The organism is Arthrobacter sp. MYb213, assembly GCF_002979915.1.
GTDB lineage: Bacteria > Actinomycetota > Actinomycetes > Actinomycetales > Micrococcaceae > Glutamicibacter.
In genome coordinates this window covers 14,953-35,896 of the sequence record NZ_PCQA01000005.1, presented here as the reverse complement: position 1 = coordinate 35,896, position 20,944 = coordinate 14,953, and the positions used below count along the sequence as shown (strand labels likewise).

Below are 20,944 nucleotides of genomic sequence, written 5' to 3'. Positions count from 1 at the left end.
AGCGCACCGCAACTATCGGCAGTCATACGGCGCCGTAGCCGTGCGCACTTCTCAGACTATCCCTAGTTTTGCAAACTTCCCACTTTTACAGCACGTAGAGAACTTTCCGTGAAGTTTCCGCGCAAGCGAAAACTTCATTACTTACCCCAAATAATTCGCGGTTATTCGACGATTTCCAATGGTGCATAGCGCAGTAGGAGCCGTTTTTCAGAATCCACAAATTGCACTTTTGCAACCGTTTTGTCTCCGGCTCCTTCTATGGCAATAACAACTCCCAAGCCAAAGCCGGAATGTTTTACGTTTTGTCCAACCTTTGGAACGACAATTTCTTTGTTTTGCTGTACACGCTGTTTTGCGACGGGCGCGGCGTTATGCCCCCGGGAGATTGCATTAGATGCGGTACCTGCCGCCCAATGCGATCCACGATCATAACGACTGGTGGCGAAATTCACCGTTCCGCTACCCGAACCCCACCCGGAAGACATTGACCCTTCACGTTTCCATTCCAATAAGTGGGACGGAATTTCGTCAAGGAACTGGCTTGCAGGGTTGTACTGCGATTGCCCCCAGAGGCTACGCTGTTCAGCCCGAGTGAGGTACAAGCGTTCTCTGGCACGAGTTAAACCTACATAGGCCAACCGACGCTCCTCGGCCAGTTCTTTTTCGTCGGTCAGGGACCGCTGATGCGGGAAAATACCGTGTTCCATACCGGTCAAAAAGACCACAGGAAATTCTAGGCCCTTAGCCGTATGCAAGGTCATCAAGGTGACCACACCTTCGCGAGCAGCCATTGCGGCACCCTCGTCATCTGCGGGAGCTTCAGGGATCTGGTCAGCGTCGGCTACCAAGGCCACACGTTCCAAGAATCCTTCAAGCCCACCTTCTGGTTCATCTTTGACATAGTCTCGAACCACCGCGATCAGCTCTGCAAGGTTCTCCACCCGTGACTCATCTTGAGGGTCACTGGACGTGCGAAGTATCTCGAGATAACCGGTCTGCTCCAAGACAGCTTCGAGCGCCTCGGCAGGACTGGAACCATCGGCTACGACCTTGAGGTCATCCATCAATGACACGAAGGCCGCGGTCATTTTTATACCGCGAGTACCTAACCCCGGGGCCTCATCCGAGCGTCGCAAGGCATCCATGAACGAAATCCGATCCCGTTCGGCGAGCGCTGCCACGGCACCTTCAGCACGGTCACCGATACCGCGCTTGGGCTCATTGAGAATTCGACGAACGTTTATGTCGTCTTCCGGGTTAACTAGTGCACGAAGGTAGGACAGCGCGTCTTTAATCTCTTTACGGTCGTAGAATCGGGTTCCGCCGACGACTCGGTATTTCAGGTCCACACGCATTAGCTGTTCTTCCAATGCACGCGATTGAGCATTGGTCCGGTAGAAGATAGCGACATCGCCAGGGCGTACGCTTTGCTCATCATTGAGTCGCAGAATTTCTTCCGCAATCCAGCGAGCTTCATCGCCTTCGGATTCACCTACGTACCCAATGATCGGCTCGCCATCTCCGCTGGCGGTCCACAGACGTTTGTCGTTGCGTTCAGGGTTGCGCTTGATAACCTCGTTGGCTGCAGAGAGGATGTTCTGCGTCGAACGATAGTTCTGTTCGAGTTTGATCGTGGCGGCGTCCGCATAGTCTTTTTCGAATTCCACGATATTGCGTATATCTGCCCCGCGGAAAGCATAAATAGACTGGTCGGAGTCGCCAACCACGGTGAGCTCCCCTGGTGTGGTTAACCCGTCTGGGCCGGTGAGCTCACGCACCAGCGAGTACTGTGCGTGGTTTGTATCCTGATACTCATCGATTAAGACATGACGAAAACGCCGACGGTAGTTATCCGCCACTGCAGGGAACGCCCGGAACATGTACACGACCTGACCAATCAGGTCGTCGAAGTCCATGGCGTTCGCGGCACGCAACCGGCGAGTATAGCCACGGTAAACCTCGGCCACGGCTAGGGCGAAGGGGTCATGGGCGTTAATCGTCGCGGAGTAGTCTTCTTCATCAATCAATTCATTTTTGAGTGAAGAAATCTTATGAGCGATAGCCTTCGGGGCAAACCGTTTCGGGTCGATGTCTAGACCCTTGGCGATTAACGTAATAAGCCTCAGTGAGTCCGCAGAATCGTAGATCGAGAAATTCGATTTCAGGCCAATAGTCGCGGCCTCTCGGCGCAAGATGCGCACACAGGAGGAGTGGAAGGTCGAAATCCACATTTTCTTTGCCTGCGTCTCACCAATCAGTTCAGCGGCTCGCTCACGCATTTCTGCGGCTGCTTTATTCGTGAAGGTGATGGCTAGAATTTCGTGCGGCCGTGCCCGGCCGGTAGCAAGCAAGTAGGCAATGCGATGAGTGAGCACGCGAGTCTTTCCAGAACCCGCACCGGCAATGATTAGAAGCGGTCCACCGTGATAACGAACCGCTTGATCTTGCTGTTCGTTCATCCCCACCAACAGTTCTTCTGGAGTTGGTATGGTGCGCTGTGCCGGCTCCGCGGCGAAGTCATCGTTAAGGAAATCCATGGTGTAGTCAGTCTACGTGGGCTCTACGACGGTTTCAGTGAACTACCCGGCATAATGGACGGTATGGCAAAGAACGTTAAGAAGAGTAAAGAGTATCGCAAGCCCTCACAGTTCCAAGATCATCAGGTCAAGGGAATGCAAGCGGCTGCGCAGAAACGCGAATCTTCATCAAACCCAATGCTGCTCATCACGGCGGGCTTAGTCACCTGCGTCTTCCTCTTTGTCTACTACCACTTGCTGGTAATGCACCAGATGACCGATCTCAGCAATGGGCTCGCTATGCCTGACCAGCGTGTCTTTGGCTACACGGTCACTGACATTGAGGCACTGCGTGGGGTCATGGATGCAGATGCCACCGGTCAGTTGAACTACCTTCACAAGACTGCAGGGCTGCTATTCCCTCTCTTGACCGCTTTGTTCTCCATGCTTGTTTTTATTCGCTGGATCCCAAATCGTCAGATGCGCTGGTTTGCTTGGGCCGCACCATTGCTCTTCGCGGTCACCGATCTTTGGGAGAATTTCGCCATTGACTCGCTGTTTGGAGCGGATCTCAATGAAGGGACGGTTGCCCTAGCGTCGGTACTGACCACTGTTCGATGGGTGACTCTATTTATCACGGCAGCGTTGATCATTGGCCTTGGAGCTCGCCGGGCTAATAAGGCGCTGATTAATAAAATGGCCGAGGTTCGTAACCAACAATCATGAAAAATTCATCATCAACTTCCTTGTAGGATAGTGTTGATGTGGCGCTTAGCGCCTTCGCCTCTGTAGCTCAGTTGGATAGAGCGACCCTCTCCTAAAGGGTAGGCCAGCGGTTCAATTCCGCTCAGGGGCACCACATAAGATACCGACGGATGCCCACCGAAGTGGGCAGTCGTCGGTATTCTTTTTTCGGTGATGATGTCCCCGATGAATTTTCGAATACCGCCTCTTCGCGTCGCCTGGCGAACATTATAGTTTTCGGCGACTTCGAGCCTGCTTAGCAAGTTATTACCCTGAAGCTCGCATCTATCTAAAAAGACCGTGGTCCCCTTCCTCAGAGGAAGGGGACCACGGTCTTCAGACTTGCGAGAAAGCTTAGCGCAGTAGTAACGCGGTGGCTTTCGGTGAAAGGGACGCATCCATGACTACGCATGCGCCGCCAATCGCGCCGACCTGCGAGCCAAGAGTTGAGCTTCGAGTACCAAGCTCGTGCACTCCGCGTAGGCCAAAGCGACGCTTTACGGCCGCATCAACGTCGTCGGAGACTAGCTCGCGCACCTTGTCCCACTGTGGGCCGCCAAAAACAACTTCGCTTACGTCTAGCGCGTTTGCTAGCTGACCGGCAACTTCACCAACGCGAACCATCGACTCTACGATAAGTTCCTTGGCAACAGTGTTGCCTTCCAGAGCAAGTTCGGTGAGTCGGTTTAGACCCTCTGAGCGCTGCTCTGGGCCCATGATCTCGTAGGAAGGCAATTCCAGGCCACGCTCCTTGGCCTGTGCGGCCATGAACTCGTATGAGGTGCCTGCAGCCAAGCAATCATCCGCACCGCACTCTTCGCAGGTAACCGATTTCTGCCCGGTGGAGAAGTGCCCGATTTCGCCAGCGTTATTGCTTGAACCGTGGTGGACTTCGCCATCGATGACGATGCCTGCACCAAATCCATGTCCGCAGTAAACGAAGACGAAGTCATCAGACTTCTCTTCCTTGGACTGCCATAGCTCGCCGACAGCGGAAGCGATGGTATCTTTCTCGATGATGACCTGTAGGCGCAACAGCTTACGCAACGGAGTTACCAGCTCAACGTCAGCCCAACCGTCCAGTAGTGGTGGGTTTAGTACCACGCCGTCTTCAACGTTGACCGGCCCTGGCACTGCGATACCCACACCAACGATGTGCTTCTTAGGTATGCGAATCTCGGCAATCATTTCCTTGACCGTGTCAGCCATCAGCTGGATGGTCTCGGTAGCTACCTCAAGGTTAGGTAAATCGATACTGCGCTCGCGAAGAACTTCACCGCGCAGGTTCATCGCTACAAAGGTCAGAACGCTAGGGTCAAGGTGGATACCGATAGAAACTAGGCGGTTTCCCTCTAGTTCAAGAACGGTACGTGGCTTACCCGGTCCGGACACGATGGTGCGGTCTTCGCGGACAATGCCGTCGTCCAGCAGACGACGCACTACGTTTGAGATTGTCTGTGGTGAAAGTCCAGTCGAACCTGCAAGCTCCACACGGCTGATGCCGTCTGGGGCTCGTCGGATGGACTCTAGAATTACCGCCTGATTAAAATCGCCTAGGCGGCCTAAGTTTGTACCCCGTCGCATTAAAGCTCCATAGATCTATAAAGTTGATGGATCGATCTCTCCATTCCAACGTACCGCCAAGACTGCGACACCTGATTCGAAACTGCGAGTTGTCGAATCATGGTGCCTCTCAACTAAAAACGTTGGAGATCCATTAATGCACGTTACCATTGGTCATGCGTTTTCACACGCGATATTGTGTTTTGATGATGAAAACTTTAACTATTTCAGCAGCGTGTTTAATCAACGACCAAGGACAAATACTCCTAGTTCGGAAGCGAGGAACATCAAAATTCATGCAGCCTGGCGGGAAACCAGAGCCCGGCGAAACACCCATAGAGACCGTGATGCGTGAGGTCTTCGAAGAATTAGGCGTGGAATTTGAACTAAAGGACCTCGAACCATATGGAGAATGGAATGGTCCTGCGGCGAATGAAGAGGATACTTCAATCCAAGCTTATTTATTCGCCGCAAGATTTAATGGTTCACCCCAGCCCTTAGCCGAACTCGAAGAGCTCTTGTGGATTGATCCGCGCGATGCACTACTACGCGATGACATTGCACCGCTGCTAAGGGAACACGTTTTACCTACGTTGTTGGCCAACGCGAATGACAATGGTGCCTAGTTTAATCAACGATTTCCAAGTGATGAAATACCTAATGTCTTTCGTATCGATGCCGTGGGCACTTTGACCGATAGATTCTATTGAGGTTCTGCACCCTGATCAGAGCTGAACTGTGTCTGGTAAAACTTTGCGTAGGCACCATTTTCGCCTAGCAAACTTAGATGGGTGCCTCGTTCGACAATTCGCCCACCATCAATCACAAGGATTTGGTCCGCTTGGCGGATCGTGGACAAGCGGTGGGCGATCACTAACGCCGTGCGGTTTTCCAAAGCGCGGCTCAATGCTAGTTGCACTGCAAGTTCACTGCGTGAGTCCAAAGCAGCAGTGGCTTCGTCCAGTATCACCAGCCCTGGGTTCGCTAGGATCATACGAGCGATAGTCATACGTTGACGTTCCCCGCCCGAAAGGCGGTACCCGCGTTCTCCGACCACCGTTTCCAGCCCGTCCGGTAAGGATTCGATCTGCGTTCTTAACTGCGCATCTTCTAAAGCAGCCCAGAGCTGCGCTTCCTCGGCTTCAGGGTTGGCCAACAGTAGGTTTGAACGTACTGTCTCGTGAAGCAGATGCCCGTCCTGAGTCACCATCCCCAATTCGTGATACAGAGATGCGAGCTTTAGCTGGCGTAGATCATGCCCGTTGAGCGTAATCGCTCCCCCGCGCACATCGTATAGTCGAGCGAGTAGCTGAGCAATGGTGGATTTACCTGCACCGGATGAACCGACAAGCGCCACCGTTTGCCCTGGTTTAATCTCGAAGGAAATATCATGCAAAATTTCCTCACCGCCACGCCCGTCAAGTACCGCGGTCTCCTCCAGAGATGCGAGGGAAACTTCCTCGGCACTCGGATATGCGAACGTCACCCGATCAAATTTCACTGCCACTGGTTCGCTGGGTAAAGCGATCGCGTCTGGAGCATCCTTGATCAAGGGTTCAAGGTCTAGTACCTCGAAGACTCGATCAAAACTGACCAAAGCGCTGGTAATCTCCACTCGAGCGTTCGCAAGCCCTGTGAGGGGTGTATAGAGCCGAATTATGAGCATCCCGAGCACCACTACGTCTCCAGCGGCCATGTCTCCACGCAGGGCGTAGAAACCACCAAGCCCGTAGACCAGAGCCAATGAGAGTGCCGCGACAAAGCCCAGTACCGTCACGAACGCAAATTGTCGCAAGGTCATCTTGATACCGATATCGCGTACACGTGCGGCGCGCAGACCAAACTGCGTTGATTCCTCGTGCGGGCGGCCATAAAGTTTGATCAGTGTCGCCCCGGGTGCCGAAAAGCGCTCGGTCATCTGGGTACTCATTGAGGCGTTCAGATCCGCAGACTCCTTGCGCAAGCCCGCCAAGGATTTACCAAAGCGTCGGGCCGGGAGTAAGAAAATTGGGAACAGTACCAGCGCCAGCAGCGTAACTTGCCAGGAGGTCGTGAACATGACGATCGCCGTCAAGACCAACGCCACCGCATTGGAGACGATCCCTGACAGCGTTCCCGCGAAGGCGGCCTGTGCGCCGATAACATCTGAATTGAGCCGCGACGTCAGCGCACCGGTTCGAGTCCGTGCGAAGAAAGCGATCGGCATCTTTTGTACGTGGTCGAACACCTTTGTACGAAGGTCATAGATGATCTGTTCGCCGAGGGTTGATGATTGCCAGCGGACGAGCATTGCAAAAATGGAGTCAAAGACTGCAACTATCACCATAGCAATGGCTAAATTGCGAATTGTCGCCCAGTCCCCCTGACCCACAATTGCGTCCACGACTCGTCCGGCGAGTACGGGAGTGATCACGGCTATCGCTGCAGAGAATACGGAGAAAATCACGAAGACTATGAGTCTGGCTTTGTAACTCAGCGCGAATCTATAAACTCGTCCAGGGGTATCGGGCCGATAAGCCCGTCGCTGCTCACTTTTAGACAGCTGCCACAGCGTGCTCCACGCCGCGCCTTCCATACTCACAAGTTACCTCCGTGATTTGTTCAGATAGTACTAACGTCTCAACATCTCACGGAGTCTAGATATTTCCTAGCTGGCATGAAGATATTGATTCCACGAAGCATCAATATGTTCTAACCCGGAAACTAGGTGCCCGCCCACTCGCGGCTGATGTGGTGTGAGTAGCAATTGCCAACCGAGCTGAGCGAGCATTTTGTCAGCCTTACGACTATTGCATGACAGGCACGCTGCTACTAGATTTTCCCAGGTGTTCTGCCCTCCCCTACTGCGCGGGATCACATGGTCGATTGTATTGGCAGTTTTCCCACAGTATGCACAACGAAAGTGGTCCCTACGAAGAACGCCCCTACGGGTCACATGGATCATGTTCCTGTAGGGGCGTCGCACATATCGTTTTAACACGATGACGGTGGGTCGGGGTAATTCCCTGTCGGTACCGCGAACCGGTGATTCATCGTCTTGCAAGATGATCGTTGCTTTTTCTGTTAGCACAAGGATAAGCGCTCTACGAAAGGTCACCACGGCCAGTGGCTCAAATCCTGCGTTCAAAACCAACGTTCTCATGCGTTTACTTCCTTCAATGAATTCGTACGCATCACTTGAAGTTGATAACGACGAGCTCGTCTCGGTTAGTCCTCTTGCCGTTAGCCTATGCGATATGTGGCATATTCGGGGCTAAAAATAGGAAGATATTCGCTGATTTTCATCGCGAAGTAGCATGGAGTTCACTGTGTTAAACGACCATTGGCCACCGAACTTTACGTTCGATGGCCAATGGGAGCAGACTGTTTAGCCAGCTAGGGTGTAGTACCCGTACAACGGGTTGCGTGTTACCGAGTGGATCATGGTACCGACGCTAGGGTTCTGTGCACCGATCATCTGGCCACCGCCGAGGTAGATTCCTACGTGGCCGCCACCGTTCTGGAACACCAGGTCGCCAGGCTTCGGGCTGCTGGTGCGCTTGAACTGGCCGGAGCCTAGAATCGCGGAGGTGCCACGAGCGATGTTGATGCCGTGCTGTGCGTAAACATACTTGACGAAGCCCGAGCAATCCCAGCCGCTTGGAGTGTTGCCGCCCCAGACGTATGGAACGCCTGAGTACTTGGCTGCAGTTCCTGCAATACCAGTCAGGTTCTTGCTAGGAGCCGAAGTTTCCTTCTTGGTTTCCTGCTTCTGAGTTGGTGCGCTCTGCTGGCTGTTGCCGCCACGGTTCTGGCGGGTCATCGGCGCCATGGAGTCAGCACTTCCCGAAGAATCGGAGCTGCCCGAGTTCTGACGGGTGGTTGGCTCAATGCTGTCAGCAACAGCGATAACGACTGGCTCTGGCTCAGGCTTTGGCTCAGCGGTGAAGCTGGCGCGCTCGATGTCGAGCTTGTCGGCCTTCTTGGTGTCGACCTTGACGGTCTTTACCGATACGCGCTCAGGGTTAATGGTGTCAACCGGTGCAGCGGATACATCGCGAGGTGCGGTAGCCTGTCCTGGAACGCCTAGGGTGACGATCAAACCGGACGCAGCAGCAACAACGGCTGCCTGTCGACCGACTGAGCCCGCGTTAGACGCTACGGCCTGAGAAATCGCCTCTAGCGAGTTAGTGCGTGGCACGTCGGCGCGGCGACGTCCATGGGTTTGACGCTTGGTCACAATAATGCCTCTCCTTGATTCCTACGAGGTAAGCTGTCGGGTTCGAAGTGGAGTTACCTCGGTGGATTCGAAGTTTCCTTCTTGTCCACTTAACCCCTAGGGCTGTTAGTCAAAACTAACGACCCGATGATGGTTCCCCCGCCACTGCCGTACGAGTTGTGTATAACTGCTCATTGCATGCTGGCAGTGCTCGGATCACATGCAATGTTGCTCAGGGCTTCCCCCTGGCACGCAGATAAGCCTATAGGACTATCTTTCAAATGTCACGTTTTGATCACGGTAAGGTGACGTTCAACGTTATAACCAACCTGCTGGGTCTTTGAACTGCCCATCAACGATGACCTCAAAGTGCACGTGAGGGCCCGTCGAGTTACCGGTACTGCCGGCCAGCGCGATCACATCGCCTCGCTGCACCTTGTCTCCGACCTTGACTAGGACTTTGGAGTTGTGGCTATAGCCAGTTTCCAGCCCATTTCCGTGACCGATGGTAACGCGTTGGCCGGAGTGACCGGCCCATCCTGCGACCTCCACGGTGCCCGAAGCAGCCGCGTAAACCTTTGTGCCGCTCGGCACACCGTAATCTGTGCCACTGTGGACCATGAAGCCGGCGCCGGTTGGATTCTTGCGGTGCCCGAAGGGTGAAGTGATGCGGTTGCTTTCCACGGGACGCTCTAGCAGACCGCCCGTAGAACCGATCTTCTGGATATTTCCACCGGAAGCGGTCAGGATTTCAGAAAGCTTGTTTTCTTCGGCCACGCTTGGATTGATATCCGACTTCAATGCGGCACGCTGAACCTCTAGCCCTGCATTTTCCGGTGCTTTAACATCAACCACAGCGGAAGTCGCGGTGCGCTGAGCACTAGCCACGGAAGCCGGCTCGTCTGCCTCGGTTCCGTTTAGTTGCGGGGAAACTGCGGCAAGGGCCAGCCCGGATACCGCGGCAACGGCAGCGATCTTATGCGTGAACCCTAAGCGGGAAGCTTTTTTAGGTGATGCATGGAGACTCTGAACGAGTTCCCCATTACTGGCTACTGCACCCTCGGAAGCCATGACCGGCTTGGCCGTAGGTAGGGCAATGACGTTTCCGTCAACATCCTGAGCAGCAAGAGTTTTCGATGTTGGTGCGATACCGTAACGCTGTCCCGAGGTGAATCGGCGTCCAACATAGTCAGCACACACTGGTGCGAGAATTTCTAATGCTTCGACAGTGGCTTCGCGCGATGCGCGGCGGCCAACGGGTCGTTCGGTAGCGGCCGTTGCGATTTCAGCAATCACGTCAATTTCGACATTTGCTGCGCGACGTCGACCAGTCGTCCTGATTTCTGCCAAAGCATTCCTCTCACATCTACACCTGCGAAGTTAGCTGTCGGGTTCGGTCCTGTGATTGGTCCGGTCGTGCTTATTTGCATGACTTCACCCCAAGACGAATGACTCGTCAGATGAGTGGGTTCCCCGCTATTGCCCTAAAAGTTCTTGTCACATCCGGAAGGCAGGGCAATACTCGGTGTTTGCGCTTTCGGAATCGGCATTAGATAAACCTCTAACGCCCTCGAACAACCTTACCGGTCGATCGGAAAAGTTACAATTTCGTTATCTTTGATTTGTGCGTACAAAGACGTGTGCGCTGACCTCAACGGGCAACTCTAGGGCACCTTCGATACCCTGCACACGAACCACAACGTAATCATCTGCGCGCTCTAGATTGACTATCGCTCCGGGACGGATTCCGCCCTCATTCAGTTGTCCGAGCAGGATTGGGTCCGTTTGGATCGGTTCAGCCAAGCGGTCGATCGCCAGCGGGCCGACGTTTCCGGAGAGCAATGCGTTATCTAGGTTCTCAACCTCAGATGAGATATCCGTTACTTTCGGTCCACCTAGGACCTCAAGGCCCGGGATCGGGTTGCCGTAAGGGGAAACTGTAGGCTTGCCCAGCAAGTCATAAAGTCGACGCTCAACACGTTCGCTCATGACATGCTCCCAGCGACAAGCCTCGTCATGCACGTACTCCCACTCAAGACCAATCATGTCCGAAAGCAGACGCTCAGCTAGACGATGCTTGCGCATCACGCCCGTAGCCAGTTCGTGACCTTTTTCAGTCAAAGCCAAATGACGGTCGGTGGAGACTACAACGAGTCCGTCGCGTTCCATCCGAGCGACAGTTTGCGACACAGTAGGCCCTGAATGCCCAAGACGTTCCGCGATTCGCGCACGCAAGGCCACGATCTCCTCTTCTTGAAGTTCAAGAATGGTGCGCAGGTACATCTCAGTTGTATCGATAAGGTCAGACACGTTAGCCACTCCTGGAAGTCACAACAGTTAGGTTCGCTAGAAAAAACGGAACGTCAGTATGCAACTCTACTTGGTATGGAAGCGTTCCCTGCGACCACAGCATAATTTGCATGTCGTAACCGACGGTCCTGTTTTTCTCTCATCCCCTCGCAATTTGCGAAGATGTTAACTGAAACGTCAAAACTATCCTGAACTATTCCATATTTACGGAACACCGTCGGGATACCAGCACTTTCAACCAAACGCTAAATGAGGAGCGCGATGAGCACCGGCATCAACATTCCAAAGAACCTTCTGCCTGCCGACGGAAGATTCGGCGCAGGCCCTTCAAAGGTTCGCCCGGAACAAATTCAGGCAATCGTAGACGCGGGTGCCAACCTACTGGGCACCTCCCACCGTCAGGCGCCAGTCAAAAACCTGGTCGCTTCCGTGCAGGACGGTCTTAAAGAAATGTTCAGCGCCCCGGCGGGCTACGAAGTACTTCTGGGCGTCGGTGGATCCACAGCGTTCTGGGACGCTGCTACATTCTCCTTGGTACGTAATAAGGCACAGCACCTGTCCTTTGGCGAGTTCGGTTCGAAGTTCGCCAAGGCCACCGATAAGGCACCATTCCTTGCCGCTTCATCGATTATCACCGCCGAGCCGGGCTCAGTACCGACTCCCGTTGCCGATGCTGACGTAGATCTCTATGCATGGCCTCAAAACGAAACCTCCACCGGAGCCGCAGCCCCAATCAAGCGTGTGGTAGGGGCTAATGAGGATGCACTCGTGGTCATCGATGCCACCAGCGCTGCGGGCGGACTAGCTGTCGACCTGTCAGAGACCGATGTCTATTACTTTGCGCCTCAAAAGAACTTCGCCTCCGATGGCGGACTGTGGCTAGCCTTCTTCTCCCCCGCCGCCATGGCTCGCATTGAGGAAATCGCAGCGACCGACCGCTGGATCCCGGACTTCTTGAATCTGAAGACCGCCCTCGATAACTCGCTGAAGAATCAGACGTACAACACGCCTTCACTGACCACGTTGGTCACCTTGGACGCTCAGATCAAGTGGATCAACTCTAATGGCGGTCTCAAGTGGGCTGCGGAACGTACCGCGGAATCTGCAGGGAAGATTTACGCCTGGGCTGAGGCTTCTGAGTTTGCAACGCCTTACGTCACCAACCCGGAGCACCGCTCCAATGTCATTTCGACCATTGACTTCGATGACTCGATTGACGCCACCGCCATCTCCAAGGTCTTGCGCGCTCACGGAGTGGTCGATGTAGAGCCTTACCGTAAGCTTGGCCGCAATCAGCTGCGCATTGCCACATTCGTGGCGATCGACCCGAGTGATGTTGCTGCCTTACTGCAGAGCATCGATTACGTCGTCGAACAGCTCTAACCACGCAGTTAACACAACGGTCCGCGGTTGAACCCTTCAAGGATTCAACCGCGGACCGTTGCGTAATATCTCAGTTTTGTTCAGTCTTGTGTCAGTCCAAGTTATCTTTACGTGGACGACTGCGCTGCGCAGCACGGCGACGAGCAGCAGTACGCTGCGCTGTGCGACGTCGGCGAACTTGACGTCGCGCAGGAGTCTTGATGCTCTCTACAACATTTGCTTCAGCAGACTCAGCCGACTCTTGCTGAGTAACACCGTCGGTTCCTTCCTCTAAACCGCTCTCGGCTGGTTCCTGGGTAGCTTCCGACTCTTTTTCAGTAGACACACCGTTTTGCCCCTCGGGGCTCACCTGATCGGATTCATCTGTCGCGTTGTCGGCCTCGGCTGCTTCGATTTCTTCCTTTGCTAAACGATCCGCCCATGGCAGCCATGCTGGAGCGAGAAGAGCGTCTTCGCCGGCAACAATGCCGGCTTCACAAACGGTGAGATCTTTTGCTTTCGCCCGTGGCACCCGTGCGAGTGTCGCGAACCACGTCCAGCCTCGGTAACCCTTTTTCTGGGAGACAAATCGATGGGTGACTAATCGTTCACCCTCGGACGTAGCTCCGAGATACTCACCGATTTCCGTGTCTACCGCGATCTCCGTGAGCGCATTTCGCGCTACATCAACCGCGTCAGCAAGGATGGTGTCTAATTTGGGTTTACGGGCCATTAGTTAAACGTCCAGATCATCGGCTACCGCGCGAAGCACGGTAGCAACCTTTTTGCCATGCGCTTGTTCAGGGTATCGTCCCTTGCGCAAGGTATTAGATACTTGATCAAGGACCTTGATCAAGTCCTCAATCATTGCGGCTTGCTGCTCCGGGTTTTTGCGCTTTGCGCGCGCTACCGAAGGAGCTTCTTCCAAGATGCGCAGACTCAGCGCCTGCGGGCCCCTACGGCCCTCCGCCACTCCAAACTCCAAACGCATACCTGGGCGCAGATCATGAACACCTTCCGGCAGTGCCGTGGCGTTCACATATATTTCCTTGCCGTCCTCGGTAGTAATGAAACCGAAGCCCTTGGACTTTTCGTACCACTTAACCTTGCCGCTAGGCATGATCCTCTACCTCGTTCGTTTCTCGTGCTGTAGCGCGTACTGTGCAATGTACCTCACGCCACGCTTTTTTATGTCTCCGAATCCATGGAGCATTCAGCCGGGCTATCTATTGTTCTTGCACCGGGTGCTCAACGTACGGATTCGAATAAAGTCCGATACCTAAGATTATGACACTTTGGTGCCCGTAACTTCACCTTGAGTCACGGGAGCCGCTTCAGATTCGCTGTATCGTTAAGAGACGTGAGCTCTTCTTCGATTACCTTGTCCGTCATTTCGCGCACAGCTATCGTTCTTGCGATACTTTCGGCGCTATCACTGGTGGCGGTATTAGTTTTGTATTTCCAAGAAATTTCCATCCCGCCAGTAGTCATGGCGTTTGGCATTTTTGGCCTGCCCATTGCTTTCATCTTGGCCGGTGTCGTAGTAGTGGCCAACATCCTTAGGCGGCGCAACAGCTAATCGCGGTACTCAGTTAGCTCTCAGGCGACTCCCAGACTTCACGTGCACACTGGGATTTATGAGTGCAAAAACCCCAGAGGCCAAACTTCTTGTTGTGGATGATGAGCCAAACATCCGCGAACTCCTTTCCACTTCCCTGCGTTTTGCGGGCTTCGAAGTGGTCGCCGCAGCTAATGGCCGCGAAGCTCTGGCAGCAGTCGAAGCAGAAGAGCCAGACCTTGCCGTATTAGACGTCATGCTTCCGGACATGGATGGGTTTACCATCACCCGCAAGCTGCGCGCCGCAGGGCGTCACTTCCCAGTATTATTTCTGACCGCTCGTGATGACACCACCGACAAGGTCACTGGCTTGACCGTCGGCGGCGATGACTACGTCACCAAGCCATTTAGCCTCGATGAGGTGGTGGCCCGCATTCGTGCCGTATTACGTCGTACCGCCTCGGGCGAAGACGAGAACGCGACCATCGTGGTTTCAGACCTAGAGCTTGATGATGATGCCCATGAAGTCCGTCGTGCAGGTGAGGTCATTGACCTTTCACCGACCGAATTCAAACTACTGCGCTACCTCATGATGAACCCGAATCGGGTGCTGTCCAAGTCGCAGATCCTGGACCACGTGTGGGAGTACGACTTCAACGGTGACGCATCGATTGTGGAATCTTATATTTCCTACCTGCGTCGTAAGGTTGACCGCCCAGAGTGGCCAGCCCTGATTCAGACTAAGCGCGGTGTTGGTTACCTCATGCGCACTCCCGACCGACGCTAAGCACAATGCCGCTTTGCGGCCCTAACGGATTGTAAAGTCATTACATGCAGGCTTTAAGAACACTGTGGCGTCGTACATCCTTGCGCACCAAATTGGTGATGCTGATGTGCGCCTTGATGATTTGTGGCATCGGCGCCACAGCGTTCGGTTCAGCACACACACTTCGCATTTCGATGACTAATCAAATCGATGATCAGCTTAATGTCTCGGGTCCCACAATGGGCTTCGGCCTAAATAAGGCCTACCAGTATTCCCTGGATAATGACCAGTCCGGCGACAACGGCGGCATTGATCCAACTTTGCTCGGGCTCAACCGCTCGTACGCTGATATTCGCGATGAAAACGGCAAAATCGTTTACATTATGCCGCGTAGCCGCGTTACCCCCGGCAACAACGCTGACACTCCTTTGCTTGCACCGGAACAAACGGCTGAATTAGCCAAGACCCCCTGGTCCCCTGTCACCGTCCCGGGCATGCATGCGGGTTCTGCAGGCTGGCGCGCGATGGTCGTGCCACTGCCCACCAGCGGGTTAAGTGTTTTCATTTCCTTACCTCTTGAAAACGTCAATGATACGGTCCAAAAAACCGCAATTCTCGTTCTCTCCACCGGCCTGCTTGCCACATTAATCATGTCAATGATCGCCTATGGTCTAACTTCGCGATCGTTGCTTCCGCTCATTCGCGTTGAGCGTACCGCCGCAATGATTGCCGACGGCGACCTGTCCCAACGTGTACGAAATTACCCGCCGGAAACAGAAGTCGGCAGACTCTCGCGTTCATTGAATGCCATGCTTGCGCAAATTGAGCGAGCCTTCCGCGACCGTGAAGCCTCGGAAACCAAAATGCGCCGGTTCATCCAAGACGCGTCCCACGAGTTACGCACCCCCTTGGTCACCATTCAGGGCTATTCGGAGTTCTATCGTCATGGAGGACTGGCAGATCCAGAAGCTTTGGACTCGGCCATGGGCCGCATTGAAGCTGAATCCAAACGCATGGCACATCTGGTCGAAGATCTGTTGATGCTCGCTCGCCTCGATGAACAGCGCCCACTGGAGAAACAATCTGTAGACCTCTTGGTTCTCGGCCAAGACGCCGTGGAAGACACCAAGGTCCGTGCACCGTTGCGCAACGTGAGCCTGGTCGGATTAGACACGAAATATCCAGCTCCTGCCAGCACCGTCGGAGACGACGCACGAATCCGCCAGGTCATCGCGAACCTGATCACCAATGCGCTGCGCTACACCCCGGAAGACTCAGCGATTGAGATCGCGGTGGGTGTTCGTTCGCTTGTAGCCGGCGCATTAGACGCGGTACTTGAGATTCGTGACCATGGGCCGGGCATCCCGGAGGAAGACGCCCACCGGATCTTCGAACGCTTCTACCGAGCGGACAGCTCGCGACAACGCGAGACCGGTGGCTCGGGTCTTGGACTAGCTATAGTCGTGGCGATCGTGCAGCAACATGGTGGCTCGGTAGCGCTCAGCGAGACCGCTGGGGGCGGAGCGACTATGGCGATCTGCTTGCCCTACGTGCCGCTCCAAGAACCACGAGAACTCGACGAGGACGACCAGTAGGAACCACCTGCGCCTAGTTGTCCACAAAGGGCTCAGGAAAGCTACGCTACTGCCGCGGCCGGAATTATGGTGATCTCATCAATCCGATCTCTCCTAAGGCAGGATCTCCCATGAGCACCTTTTCAACCAACACCGGCGAAATGCAGGTCAAGTCCCAGGCTGTCATGAACACCATCGACCGGTTGCGGTCAGAAGTCTCCACGATGCAAATGAATTTGGACCAACTGCAGAGCACCTGGCAGGGTTCCGCCGCCACCTCGTTCCAATCCATCGTTGCCGAGTGGCGCAGCACCCATGTACGCATCGAGGAAGCGCTCAGTAGCATCGCCACCGCGCTGAACCACGCCTCTATGCAGTACGAAGAAGTCGAACAGGTGAACACCTCGCTGTTCCGCTACTGATTGGTGTAGGCGGGCGCTCGGTACGCTTAGTCCATGAGCTTATTGATCGACCCGCCGCGCTGGCCCGCTCACGGCACCGTCTTTTCCCATTTGGTCTCGGACTCGTCCCTAGAGGAGCTACATCAATTCGCCCTCGCACTGGGCATTAGTCGTAGAGCCTTCGACAGGGATCATTATGATGTGCCCCGCGAACGCTATGCCGAGATTGTCGCCGCGGGTGCGCGCGAGGTCAGCGGTGGAGAACTTGCTCGGGCGCTCGTGCGTTCGGGACTGCGGATAGCCGCGCGCTTGCGCCCCGAACGGTTGGACCCGGCCTTGCGCAAACGCTGGGAACGCACTTTTCCCGGGCACTCTGAACTTGCGACGGTTCTTTTATCCACATGGAGTCAGGAACACCGCTATTATCACGATCGGGTGCATCTGCTCGCCGTACTTGAAGCACTAGATTTATTGTGTGGCAAGCAGGTCTCTGAGCAGGACCGGCAAATCCTTGAATTAGCGGCCTGGTTTCATGACGCCGTTTATGAAGGTCAGAGTACCGACGAGCATCAGTCGGCTCAGCTCGCAGGGCAATGCCTACAAGGTCTCTTACCCGAGCACGCGGTAGCTTCGATTCAGCGGCTAATTATGCTGACCAGCACCCATCAGCCACAGGCTGAGGACCTACTCGGCGCGCTACTGTGCGACGCTGATCTAGAAGTTTTGGCTCGCCCTGCCCCCGCCTACCTGCGTTATACGCAGGCCGTTCGTGCCGAGTACGCTCAGGTGTCCGAGGCAGACTTTGCCCGTGGTCGGTCCAAGATACTTCGTGAGTTACTGGACAAGGACCAGTTGTTCGGCACTGCACAGGGCCGACAGCGTTGGGAGAGCGTTGCTCGCAGCAATTTGGCCACTGAATTGGAACAGCTCTCCACACAGTTCTAACTACGTGCCGCCCAACGGGTCGGGCTTAACGACCTGAGGGCCTGCTTCATAATGAAGCAGGCCCTCAGGTTTGCTAGTACCGCTTGCGCGATCGCTGAGCGAGGTACGGGGGCTTAGAAGCCGCCCATTCCGCCCATGCCACCCATGTCGTCGCCACCTGGCATTGCAGCGCCAGCAGGAGCTGGCTTATCTGCAACGACTGCCTCGGTGGTCAAGAACAGGCCAGCGATCGATGCAGCGTTCTGCAGAGCCGAACGGGTCACCTTCACTGGGTCGTTCACGCCTGCTTCAAGCAGGTCGACGTACTGTCCGGTTGCAGCGTTCAGGCCGTGGCCTGCTGGCAAGCCCTTGACCTTGTCGGCGACAACGCCTGGCTCCATGCCAGCGTTCAGTGCGATCTGCTTCAGTGGGGCTTCGATGCCAACGCGAACAATGTTCGCACCGGTGGCTTCGTCGCCTTCCAGCTCAAGCTTTGCAAACGCTAGGGCGCCAGCCTGAATCAAAGCCACGCCGCCACCGGCGACGATACCCTCTTCAACTGCTGCCTTGGCGTTACGCACAGCATCTTCGATGCGGTGCTTGCGCTCCTTGAGCTCCACCTCGGTTGCGGCGCCGGCCTTGAGCACAGCGACACCACCGGAAAGCTTTGCGTGGCGTTCCTGCAGCTTCTCGCGGTCGTAGTCCGAGTCGGTGTTCTTGATCTCGGCTGCGATCTGAGCCTTGCGGCCTTCGATGGCGTCGGCGTCGCCGCCGCCTTCAACGATGGTGGTCTCGTCCTTGGTGATAACGACCTTGCGGGCGGTACCTAGAACTTCGAGGCCAACGGTGTCTAGCGACAGACCGATTTCCTCGGAAACAACCTGACCACCGGTGAGCAGTGCGATGTCGGTCAGCATAGCCTTGCGACGGTCGCCGAAGCCCGGAGCCTTGACGGCAACGGACTTGAACAGACCACGGATCTTGTTCAAGATCAGGGTAGCTAGTGCTTCGCCCTCAACGTCTTCGGCGATGATCAGCAGCGACTTGTTCGACTGCATGACCTTCTCCAGCAAGGAAACCATGTCCTTGACCGAGGAGATCTTCGAGTTGACGATCAGGATGTAAGGATCTTCCAGCACGGTCTCCTGACGCTCAGCGTCGGTGACGAAGTATGCGGAGATGTAGCCCTTGTCGAAGCGCATGCCTTCGGCAAGCTCCAGCTCAAGGCCGAAGGTGTTGGACTCTTCAACGGTGATAACGCCCTGCTCGCCAACCTTGTCCAGTGCTTCGGCGATCAATGCGCCGATTTCTGGATCGCCAGCGGAGATCGAAGCGGTAGCAGCGATCTGCTCCTTGGATTCGATCTTCTTAGCAGCTGCAAGCAGCTCAGCGGTGACGGCTTCTACTGCCTTGTCGATACCGCGACGCAATGCGATTGGGTCGGCGCCGGCAGCAACGTTGCGCAGGCCTTCCTTGACCAGAGCCTGAGCGAGCACGGTTGCGGTGGTGGTACCGTCACCGGCGACGTCGTCAGTCTTCTTGGCAACTTCCTTGACGAGCTCGGCGCCGATCTTCTCGTATGGATCTTCGAGCTCGATTTCCTTGGCGATGGACACACCGTCGTTGGTGATAGTAGGTGCGCCCCACTTCTTCTCCAAAACAACGTTGCGACCGCGTGGGCCTAGGGTTACCTTTACGGCGTCCGCCAGAATGTTCAGGCCGCGCTCAAGTCCGCGGCGTGCTTCCTCGTCAAATGCAATCATCTTGGCCATAGTGGCTTTCGGTCCTTTCGGGACGATTTTGCGAAAATGCAACCGACAGACAGCGCCCGCGACGGACGAGCGCACCGGTATCGGCATCGGGCCGACAACCGAGATGAGCTCTCGCTATCTGAGGTATTCTTCACGCTCCGTGCGTTAACAAACCGCGAGGGTCGAAAGGGTTCGATTTTTAAACGAACAGCCGATCGGCATTAGCAGTCGTAACGCATGAGTGCTAATACAAATATTGGCACTCTCGCATGGCGAGTGCAAGCTGATCGGCTGTGAGCGAAGCGAAATATTACTTGGAGTTCAACGTATCGTCGGCACCAAGGACCACCGTGACACGGTTAGGAATGTTCTGAGTCTGCAAAACCTGGTCGATACCTAGGACCTCGGCGGCTTTTTCTGCGGTGGTCCGGTAGGCCTCGGACATGTAATAGACGGTCGAGGTTTCCGCATCTCGGGTCCAGTTATCCGTGACGATGTTTGTAAAATCGGCCTCGGTCAATAATTCTTCACCTGCACCGGCCGTGCCCGCAATATTCGCGCCGTTGTACACGCCAATGAGCTGACCGTACAACACGTCGGCGTCATCAATGGTGCTTGAGGGGGTAGCGCTTTCGGTAGGTTCGGCGCTAGGACTTTGCGAAGTTTCGTTTCCTGTCGCTTCGGTATTCTGTGTCGATTCGGAACCGCTGAGACGATCGGCGACGCTTGGACCATAGAAGAAGCCCACTCCACCGATGAGCAACACCGCTATTGCGGACAGGACTACCCAACGAAGCTTGCTGTCCTTGCCCTTGGCGGCGGCAGACTGCGCCCAGCCGTGGGCATGATGCGACCCCACACGGGTACTAAACTCCGGAACGCGATCGAATTCGTCACGTGGGTAGTTGGTCATTCTTGTCCTTGCTCGAGGTCTGGCTGGCCGAGGCCGACTAAGAACTTAACGTTCTCCGCCGACGGTACCGCTCACACGACGCTTGGTAGATCGAAGTCTACGCAACCGCTTTACCAGCATTGGGTCATAGGCCATCGCCGCGTCCGTGTCGATCAGCTGATTGAGCAACTGATAGTAGTTCGTCGGCGAAATTGAGAACTGCTTAGTGATGGCCTGTTCCTTGGCTCCGGCATATTTCCACCACAGTTTTTCCATGTTCAAGATTTGCTGTGAACGCTCATCAAGCTCTGAATCGGGATTCATTACAAAATCCACCAAAACCTCATTGCCTGCCATGCGTCTCACCTCTTCCTTGAACACCGAT

At 55.0% G+C, this 20,944-nt stretch carries 20 protein-coding genes, 1 tRNA gene and 2 riboswitches; of the genes, 9 read left to right on the top strand and 12 right to left on the bottom strand.

Features of this window, described 5'->3' with window-relative positions; genetic code table 11:
* Positions 1 to 161 precede the first annotated feature (161 nt).
* Positions 162 to 2,537 (bottom strand): DNA helicase PcrA, encoded by a 2,376-nt coding sequence (gene pcrA, locus CQ011_RS12610; protein WP_105678081.1) that lies wholly within the window; start codon positions 2,535 to 2,537, stop codon positions 162 to 164.
* A 63-nt stretch (positions 2,538 to 2,600) separates the two neighbouring features.
* Between pcrA and CQ011_RS12605 the strand changes: the two genes are divergently transcribed.
* Both CQ011_RS12605 and CQ011_RS12600 read left to right on the top strand, forming a co-directional pair.
* Positions 2,601 to 3,242, top strand: a complete 642-nt coding sequence (locus CQ011_RS12605; RefSeq protein ID WP_105678080.1) for a hypothetical protein — start codon at positions 2,601 to 2,603, stop codon at positions 3,240 to 3,242.
* Between the two features lie 56 nt (positions 3,243 to 3,298).
* A tRNA-Arg gene (locus CQ011_RS12600) sits at positions 3,299 to 3,375 on the top strand.
* A 239-nt stretch (positions 3,376 to 3,614) separates the two neighbouring features.
* Here the strand turns inward: CQ011_RS12600 and CQ011_RS12595 are convergent.
* A complete protein-coding gene (locus CQ011_RS12595) occupies positions 3,615 to 4,844 on the bottom strand; it encodes an ROK family transcriptional regulator (protein WP_105678079.1) in 1,230 nt (409 codons plus the stop codon).
* Between the two features lie 155 nt (positions 4,845 to 4,999).
* Between CQ011_RS12595 and CQ011_RS12590 the strand changes: the two genes are divergently transcribed.
* On the top strand, positions 5,000 to 5,449 hold the full coding sequence (locus CQ011_RS12590) for an NUDIX hydrolase (RefSeq protein WP_353616173.1): 450 nt from the start codon (positions 5,000 to 5,002) through the stop codon (positions 5,447 to 5,449).
* 77 nt (positions 5,450 to 5,526) lie between these two features.
* On the opposite strand, the gene CQ011_RS12585 is transcribed toward CQ011_RS12590, so the two are convergent.
* From CQ011_RS12585 to CQ011_RS12565, 5 genes are all read right to left on the bottom strand, one after another.
* The gene (locus CQ011_RS12585) at positions 5,527 to 7,404 is read right to left on the bottom strand and encodes an ABC transporter ATP-binding protein (RefSeq protein ID WP_105678078.1); all 1,878 of its coding nucleotides are present in this window, start codon (positions 7,402 to 7,404) and stop codon (positions 5,527 to 5,529) included.
* Between the two features lie 66 nt (positions 7,405 to 7,470).
* The gene (locus CQ011_RS12580) at positions 7,471 to 7,965 is read right to left on the bottom strand and encodes an HNH endonuclease (protein WP_105678077.1); all 495 of its coding nucleotides are present in this window, start codon (positions 7,963 to 7,965) and stop codon (positions 7,471 to 7,473) included.
* A gap of 225 nt (positions 7,966 to 8,190) precedes the next feature.
* On the bottom strand, positions 8,191 to 9,042 hold the full coding sequence (locus CQ011_RS12575) for a C40 family peptidase (RefSeq protein WP_105678076.1): 852 nt from the start codon (positions 9,040 to 9,042) through the stop codon (positions 8,191 to 8,193).
* 3 nt (positions 9,043 to 9,045) lie between these two features.
* Positions 9,046 to 9,215, bottom strand: a riboswitch (cyclic di-AMP (ydaO/yuaA leader).
* 124 nt (positions 9,216 to 9,339) lie between these two features.
* The gene (locus CQ011_RS12570) at positions 9,340 to 10,371 is read right to left on the bottom strand and encodes a M23 family metallopeptidase (protein ID WP_105678075.1); all 1,032 of its coding nucleotides are present in this window, start codon (positions 10,369 to 10,371) and stop codon (positions 9,340 to 9,342) included.
* A 4-nt stretch (positions 10,372 to 10,375) separates the two neighbouring features.
* A riboswitch (cyclic di-AMP (ydaO/yuaA leader) is annotated at positions 10,376 to 10,524 on the bottom strand.
* Between the two features lie 108 nt (positions 10,525 to 10,632).
* Positions 10,633 to 11,331, bottom strand: coding sequence for an iron-dependent transcriptional repressor DtxR (locus CQ011_RS12565; protein WP_105678074.1), 699 nt, complete (start codon positions 11,329 to 11,331; stop codon positions 10,633 to 10,635).
* 261 nt (positions 11,332 to 11,592) lie between these two features.
* Here CQ011_RS12565 and serC point away from each other — a divergent pair, with 261 nt between their 5' ends.
* Positions 11,593 to 12,714 carry a phosphoserine transaminase gene (gene serC / locus CQ011_RS12560; protein ID WP_105678073.1) on the top strand — a complete coding sequence of 374 codons (1,122 nt, stop codon included), beginning with the start codon at positions 11,593 to 11,595 and terminating at the stop codon, positions 12,712 to 12,714.
* A 91-nt stretch (positions 12,715 to 12,805) separates the two neighbouring features.
* On the opposite strand, the gene CQ011_RS12555 is transcribed toward serC, so the two are convergent.
* Complete coding sequence (locus CQ011_RS12555; RefSeq protein WP_105678072.1) at positions 12,806 to 13,426, bottom strand: DUF3027 domain-containing protein; 621 nt, start codon at positions 13,424 to 13,426, stop codon at positions 12,806 to 12,808.
* A 3-nt stretch (positions 13,427 to 13,429) separates the two neighbouring features.
* Positions 13,430 to 13,813 carry a cold-shock protein gene (locus CQ011_RS12550; protein WP_105678071.1) on the bottom strand — a complete coding sequence of 128 codons (384 nt, stop codon included), beginning with the start codon at positions 13,811 to 13,813 and terminating at the stop codon, positions 13,430 to 13,432.
* A gap of 240 nt (positions 13,814 to 14,053) precedes the next feature.
* Between CQ011_RS12550 and CQ011_RS17685 the strand changes: the two genes are divergently transcribed.
* From CQ011_RS17685 to CQ011_RS12525, 5 genes are all read left to right on the top strand, one after another.
* The gene (locus tag CQ011_RS17685; RefSeq protein WP_146112614.1) at positions 14,054 to 14,272 is read left to right on the top strand and encodes a hypothetical protein; all 219 of its coding nucleotides are present in this window, start codon (positions 14,054 to 14,056) and stop codon (positions 14,270 to 14,272) included.
* A gap of 58 nt (positions 14,273 to 14,330) precedes the next feature.
* Positions 14,331 to 15,038: a response regulator transcription factor gene (locus CQ011_RS12540; RefSeq protein ID WP_096256078.1), complete on the top strand. Its 708-nt coding sequence runs from the start codon at positions 14,331 to 14,333 to the stop codon at positions 15,036 to 15,038.
* Positions 15,039 to 15,082: 44 nt separating this feature from the next.
* Complete coding sequence (locus tag CQ011_RS12535) at positions 15,083 to 16,612, top strand: sensor histidine kinase (RefSeq protein ID WP_105678069.1); 1,530 nt, start codon at positions 15,083 to 15,085, stop codon at positions 16,610 to 16,612.
* A gap of 110 nt (positions 16,613 to 16,722) precedes the next feature.
* Positions 16,723 to 17,013, top strand: coding sequence for a WXG100 family type VII secretion target (locus tag CQ011_RS12530; protein ID WP_096256074.1), 291 nt, complete (start codon positions 16,723 to 16,725; stop codon positions 17,011 to 17,013).
* 33 nt (positions 17,014 to 17,046) lie between these two features.
* Complete coding sequence (locus tag CQ011_RS12525) at positions 17,047 to 17,937, top strand: DUF4031 domain-containing protein (protein ID WP_105678068.1); 891 nt, start codon at positions 17,047 to 17,049, stop codon at positions 17,935 to 17,937.
* A gap of 113 nt (positions 17,938 to 18,050) precedes the next feature.
* Here CQ011_RS12525 and groL read toward each other — a convergent pair whose 3' ends face one another.
* From groL to CQ011_RS12510, 3 genes are all read right to left on the bottom strand, one after another.
* The gene (gene groL, locus CQ011_RS12520) at positions 18,051 to 19,688 is read right to left on the bottom strand and encodes a chaperonin GroEL (protein ID WP_096256070.1); all 1,638 of its coding nucleotides are present in this window, start codon (positions 19,686 to 19,688) and stop codon (positions 18,051 to 18,053) included.
* A 289-nt stretch (positions 19,689 to 19,977) separates the two neighbouring features.
* Complete coding sequence (locus tag CQ011_RS12515) at positions 19,978 to 20,580, bottom strand: LytR C-terminal domain-containing protein (protein ID WP_105678067.1); 603 nt, start codon at positions 20,578 to 20,580, stop codon at positions 19,978 to 19,980.
* A 45-nt stretch (positions 20,581 to 20,625) separates the two neighbouring features.
* Complete coding sequence (locus CQ011_RS12510) at positions 20,626 to 20,916, bottom strand: DUF3263 domain-containing protein (protein WP_096256066.1); 291 nt, start codon at positions 20,914 to 20,916, stop codon at positions 20,626 to 20,628.
* Positions 20,917 to 20,944: the final 28 nt, after the last annotated feature.

Excerpts from the sequence above, each read along its gene's own strand:
- pcrA (WP_105678081.1), bottom strand. The coding sequence starts at position 2,537 with ATGGATTTCCTTAACGATGACTTCGCCGCGGAGCCGGCACAGCGCACC.
- CQ011_RS12605 (WP_105678080.1), top strand. The coding sequence starts at position 2,601 with ATGGCAAAGAACGTTAAGAAGAGTAAAGAGTATCGCAAGCCCTCACAG.
- CQ011_RS12595 (WP_105678079.1), bottom strand. The coding sequence starts at position 4,844 with ATGCGACGGGGTACAAACTTAGGCCGCCTAGGCGATTTTAATCAGGCG.
- CQ011_RS12590 (WP_353616173.1), top strand. The coding sequence starts at position 5,000 with ATGCGTTTTCACACGCGATATTGTGTTTTGATGATGAAAACTTTAACT.
- CQ011_RS12580 (WP_105678077.1), bottom strand. The coding sequence starts at position 7,965 with ATGAGAACGTTGGTTTTGAACGCAGGATTTGAGCCACTGGCCGTGGTG.
- serC (WP_105678073.1), top strand. The coding sequence starts at position 11,593 with ATGAGCACCGGCATCAACATTCCAAAGAACCTTCTGCCTGCCGACGGA.
- CQ011_RS12555 (WP_105678072.1), bottom strand. The coding sequence starts at position 13,426 with ATGGCCCGTAAACCCAAATTAGACACCATCCTTGCTGACGCGGTTGAT.
- CQ011_RS12550 (WP_105678071.1), bottom strand. The coding sequence starts at position 13,813 with ATGCCTAGCGGCAAGGTTAAGTGGTACGAAAAGTCCAAGGGCTTCGGT.
- CQ011_RS12540 (WP_096256078.1), top strand. The coding sequence starts at position 14,331 with ATGAGTGCAAAAACCCCAGAGGCCAAACTTCTTGTTGTGGATGATGAG.
- CQ011_RS12535 (WP_105678069.1), top strand. The coding sequence starts at position 15,083 with ATGCAGGCTTTAAGAACACTGTGGCGTCGTACATCCTTGCGCACCAAA.
- CQ011_RS12530 (WP_096256074.1), top strand. The coding sequence starts at position 16,723 with ATGAGCACCTTTTCAACCAACACCGGCGAAATGCAGGTCAAGTCCCAG.
- CQ011_RS12525 (WP_105678068.1), top strand. The coding sequence starts at position 17,047 with ATGAGCTTATTGATCGACCCGCCGCGCTGGCCCGCTCACGGCACCGTC.
- groL (WP_096256070.1), bottom strand. The coding sequence starts at position 19,688 with ATGGCCAAGATGATTGCATTTGACGAGGAAGCACGCCGCGGACTTGAG.
- CQ011_RS12515 (WP_105678067.1), bottom strand. The coding sequence starts at position 20,580 with ATGACCAACTACCCACGTGACGAATTCGATCGCGTTCCGGAGTTTAGT.
- CQ011_RS12510 (WP_096256066.1), bottom strand. The coding sequence starts at position 20,916 with ATGGCAGGCAATGAGGTTTTGGTGGATTTTGTAATGAATCCCGATTCA.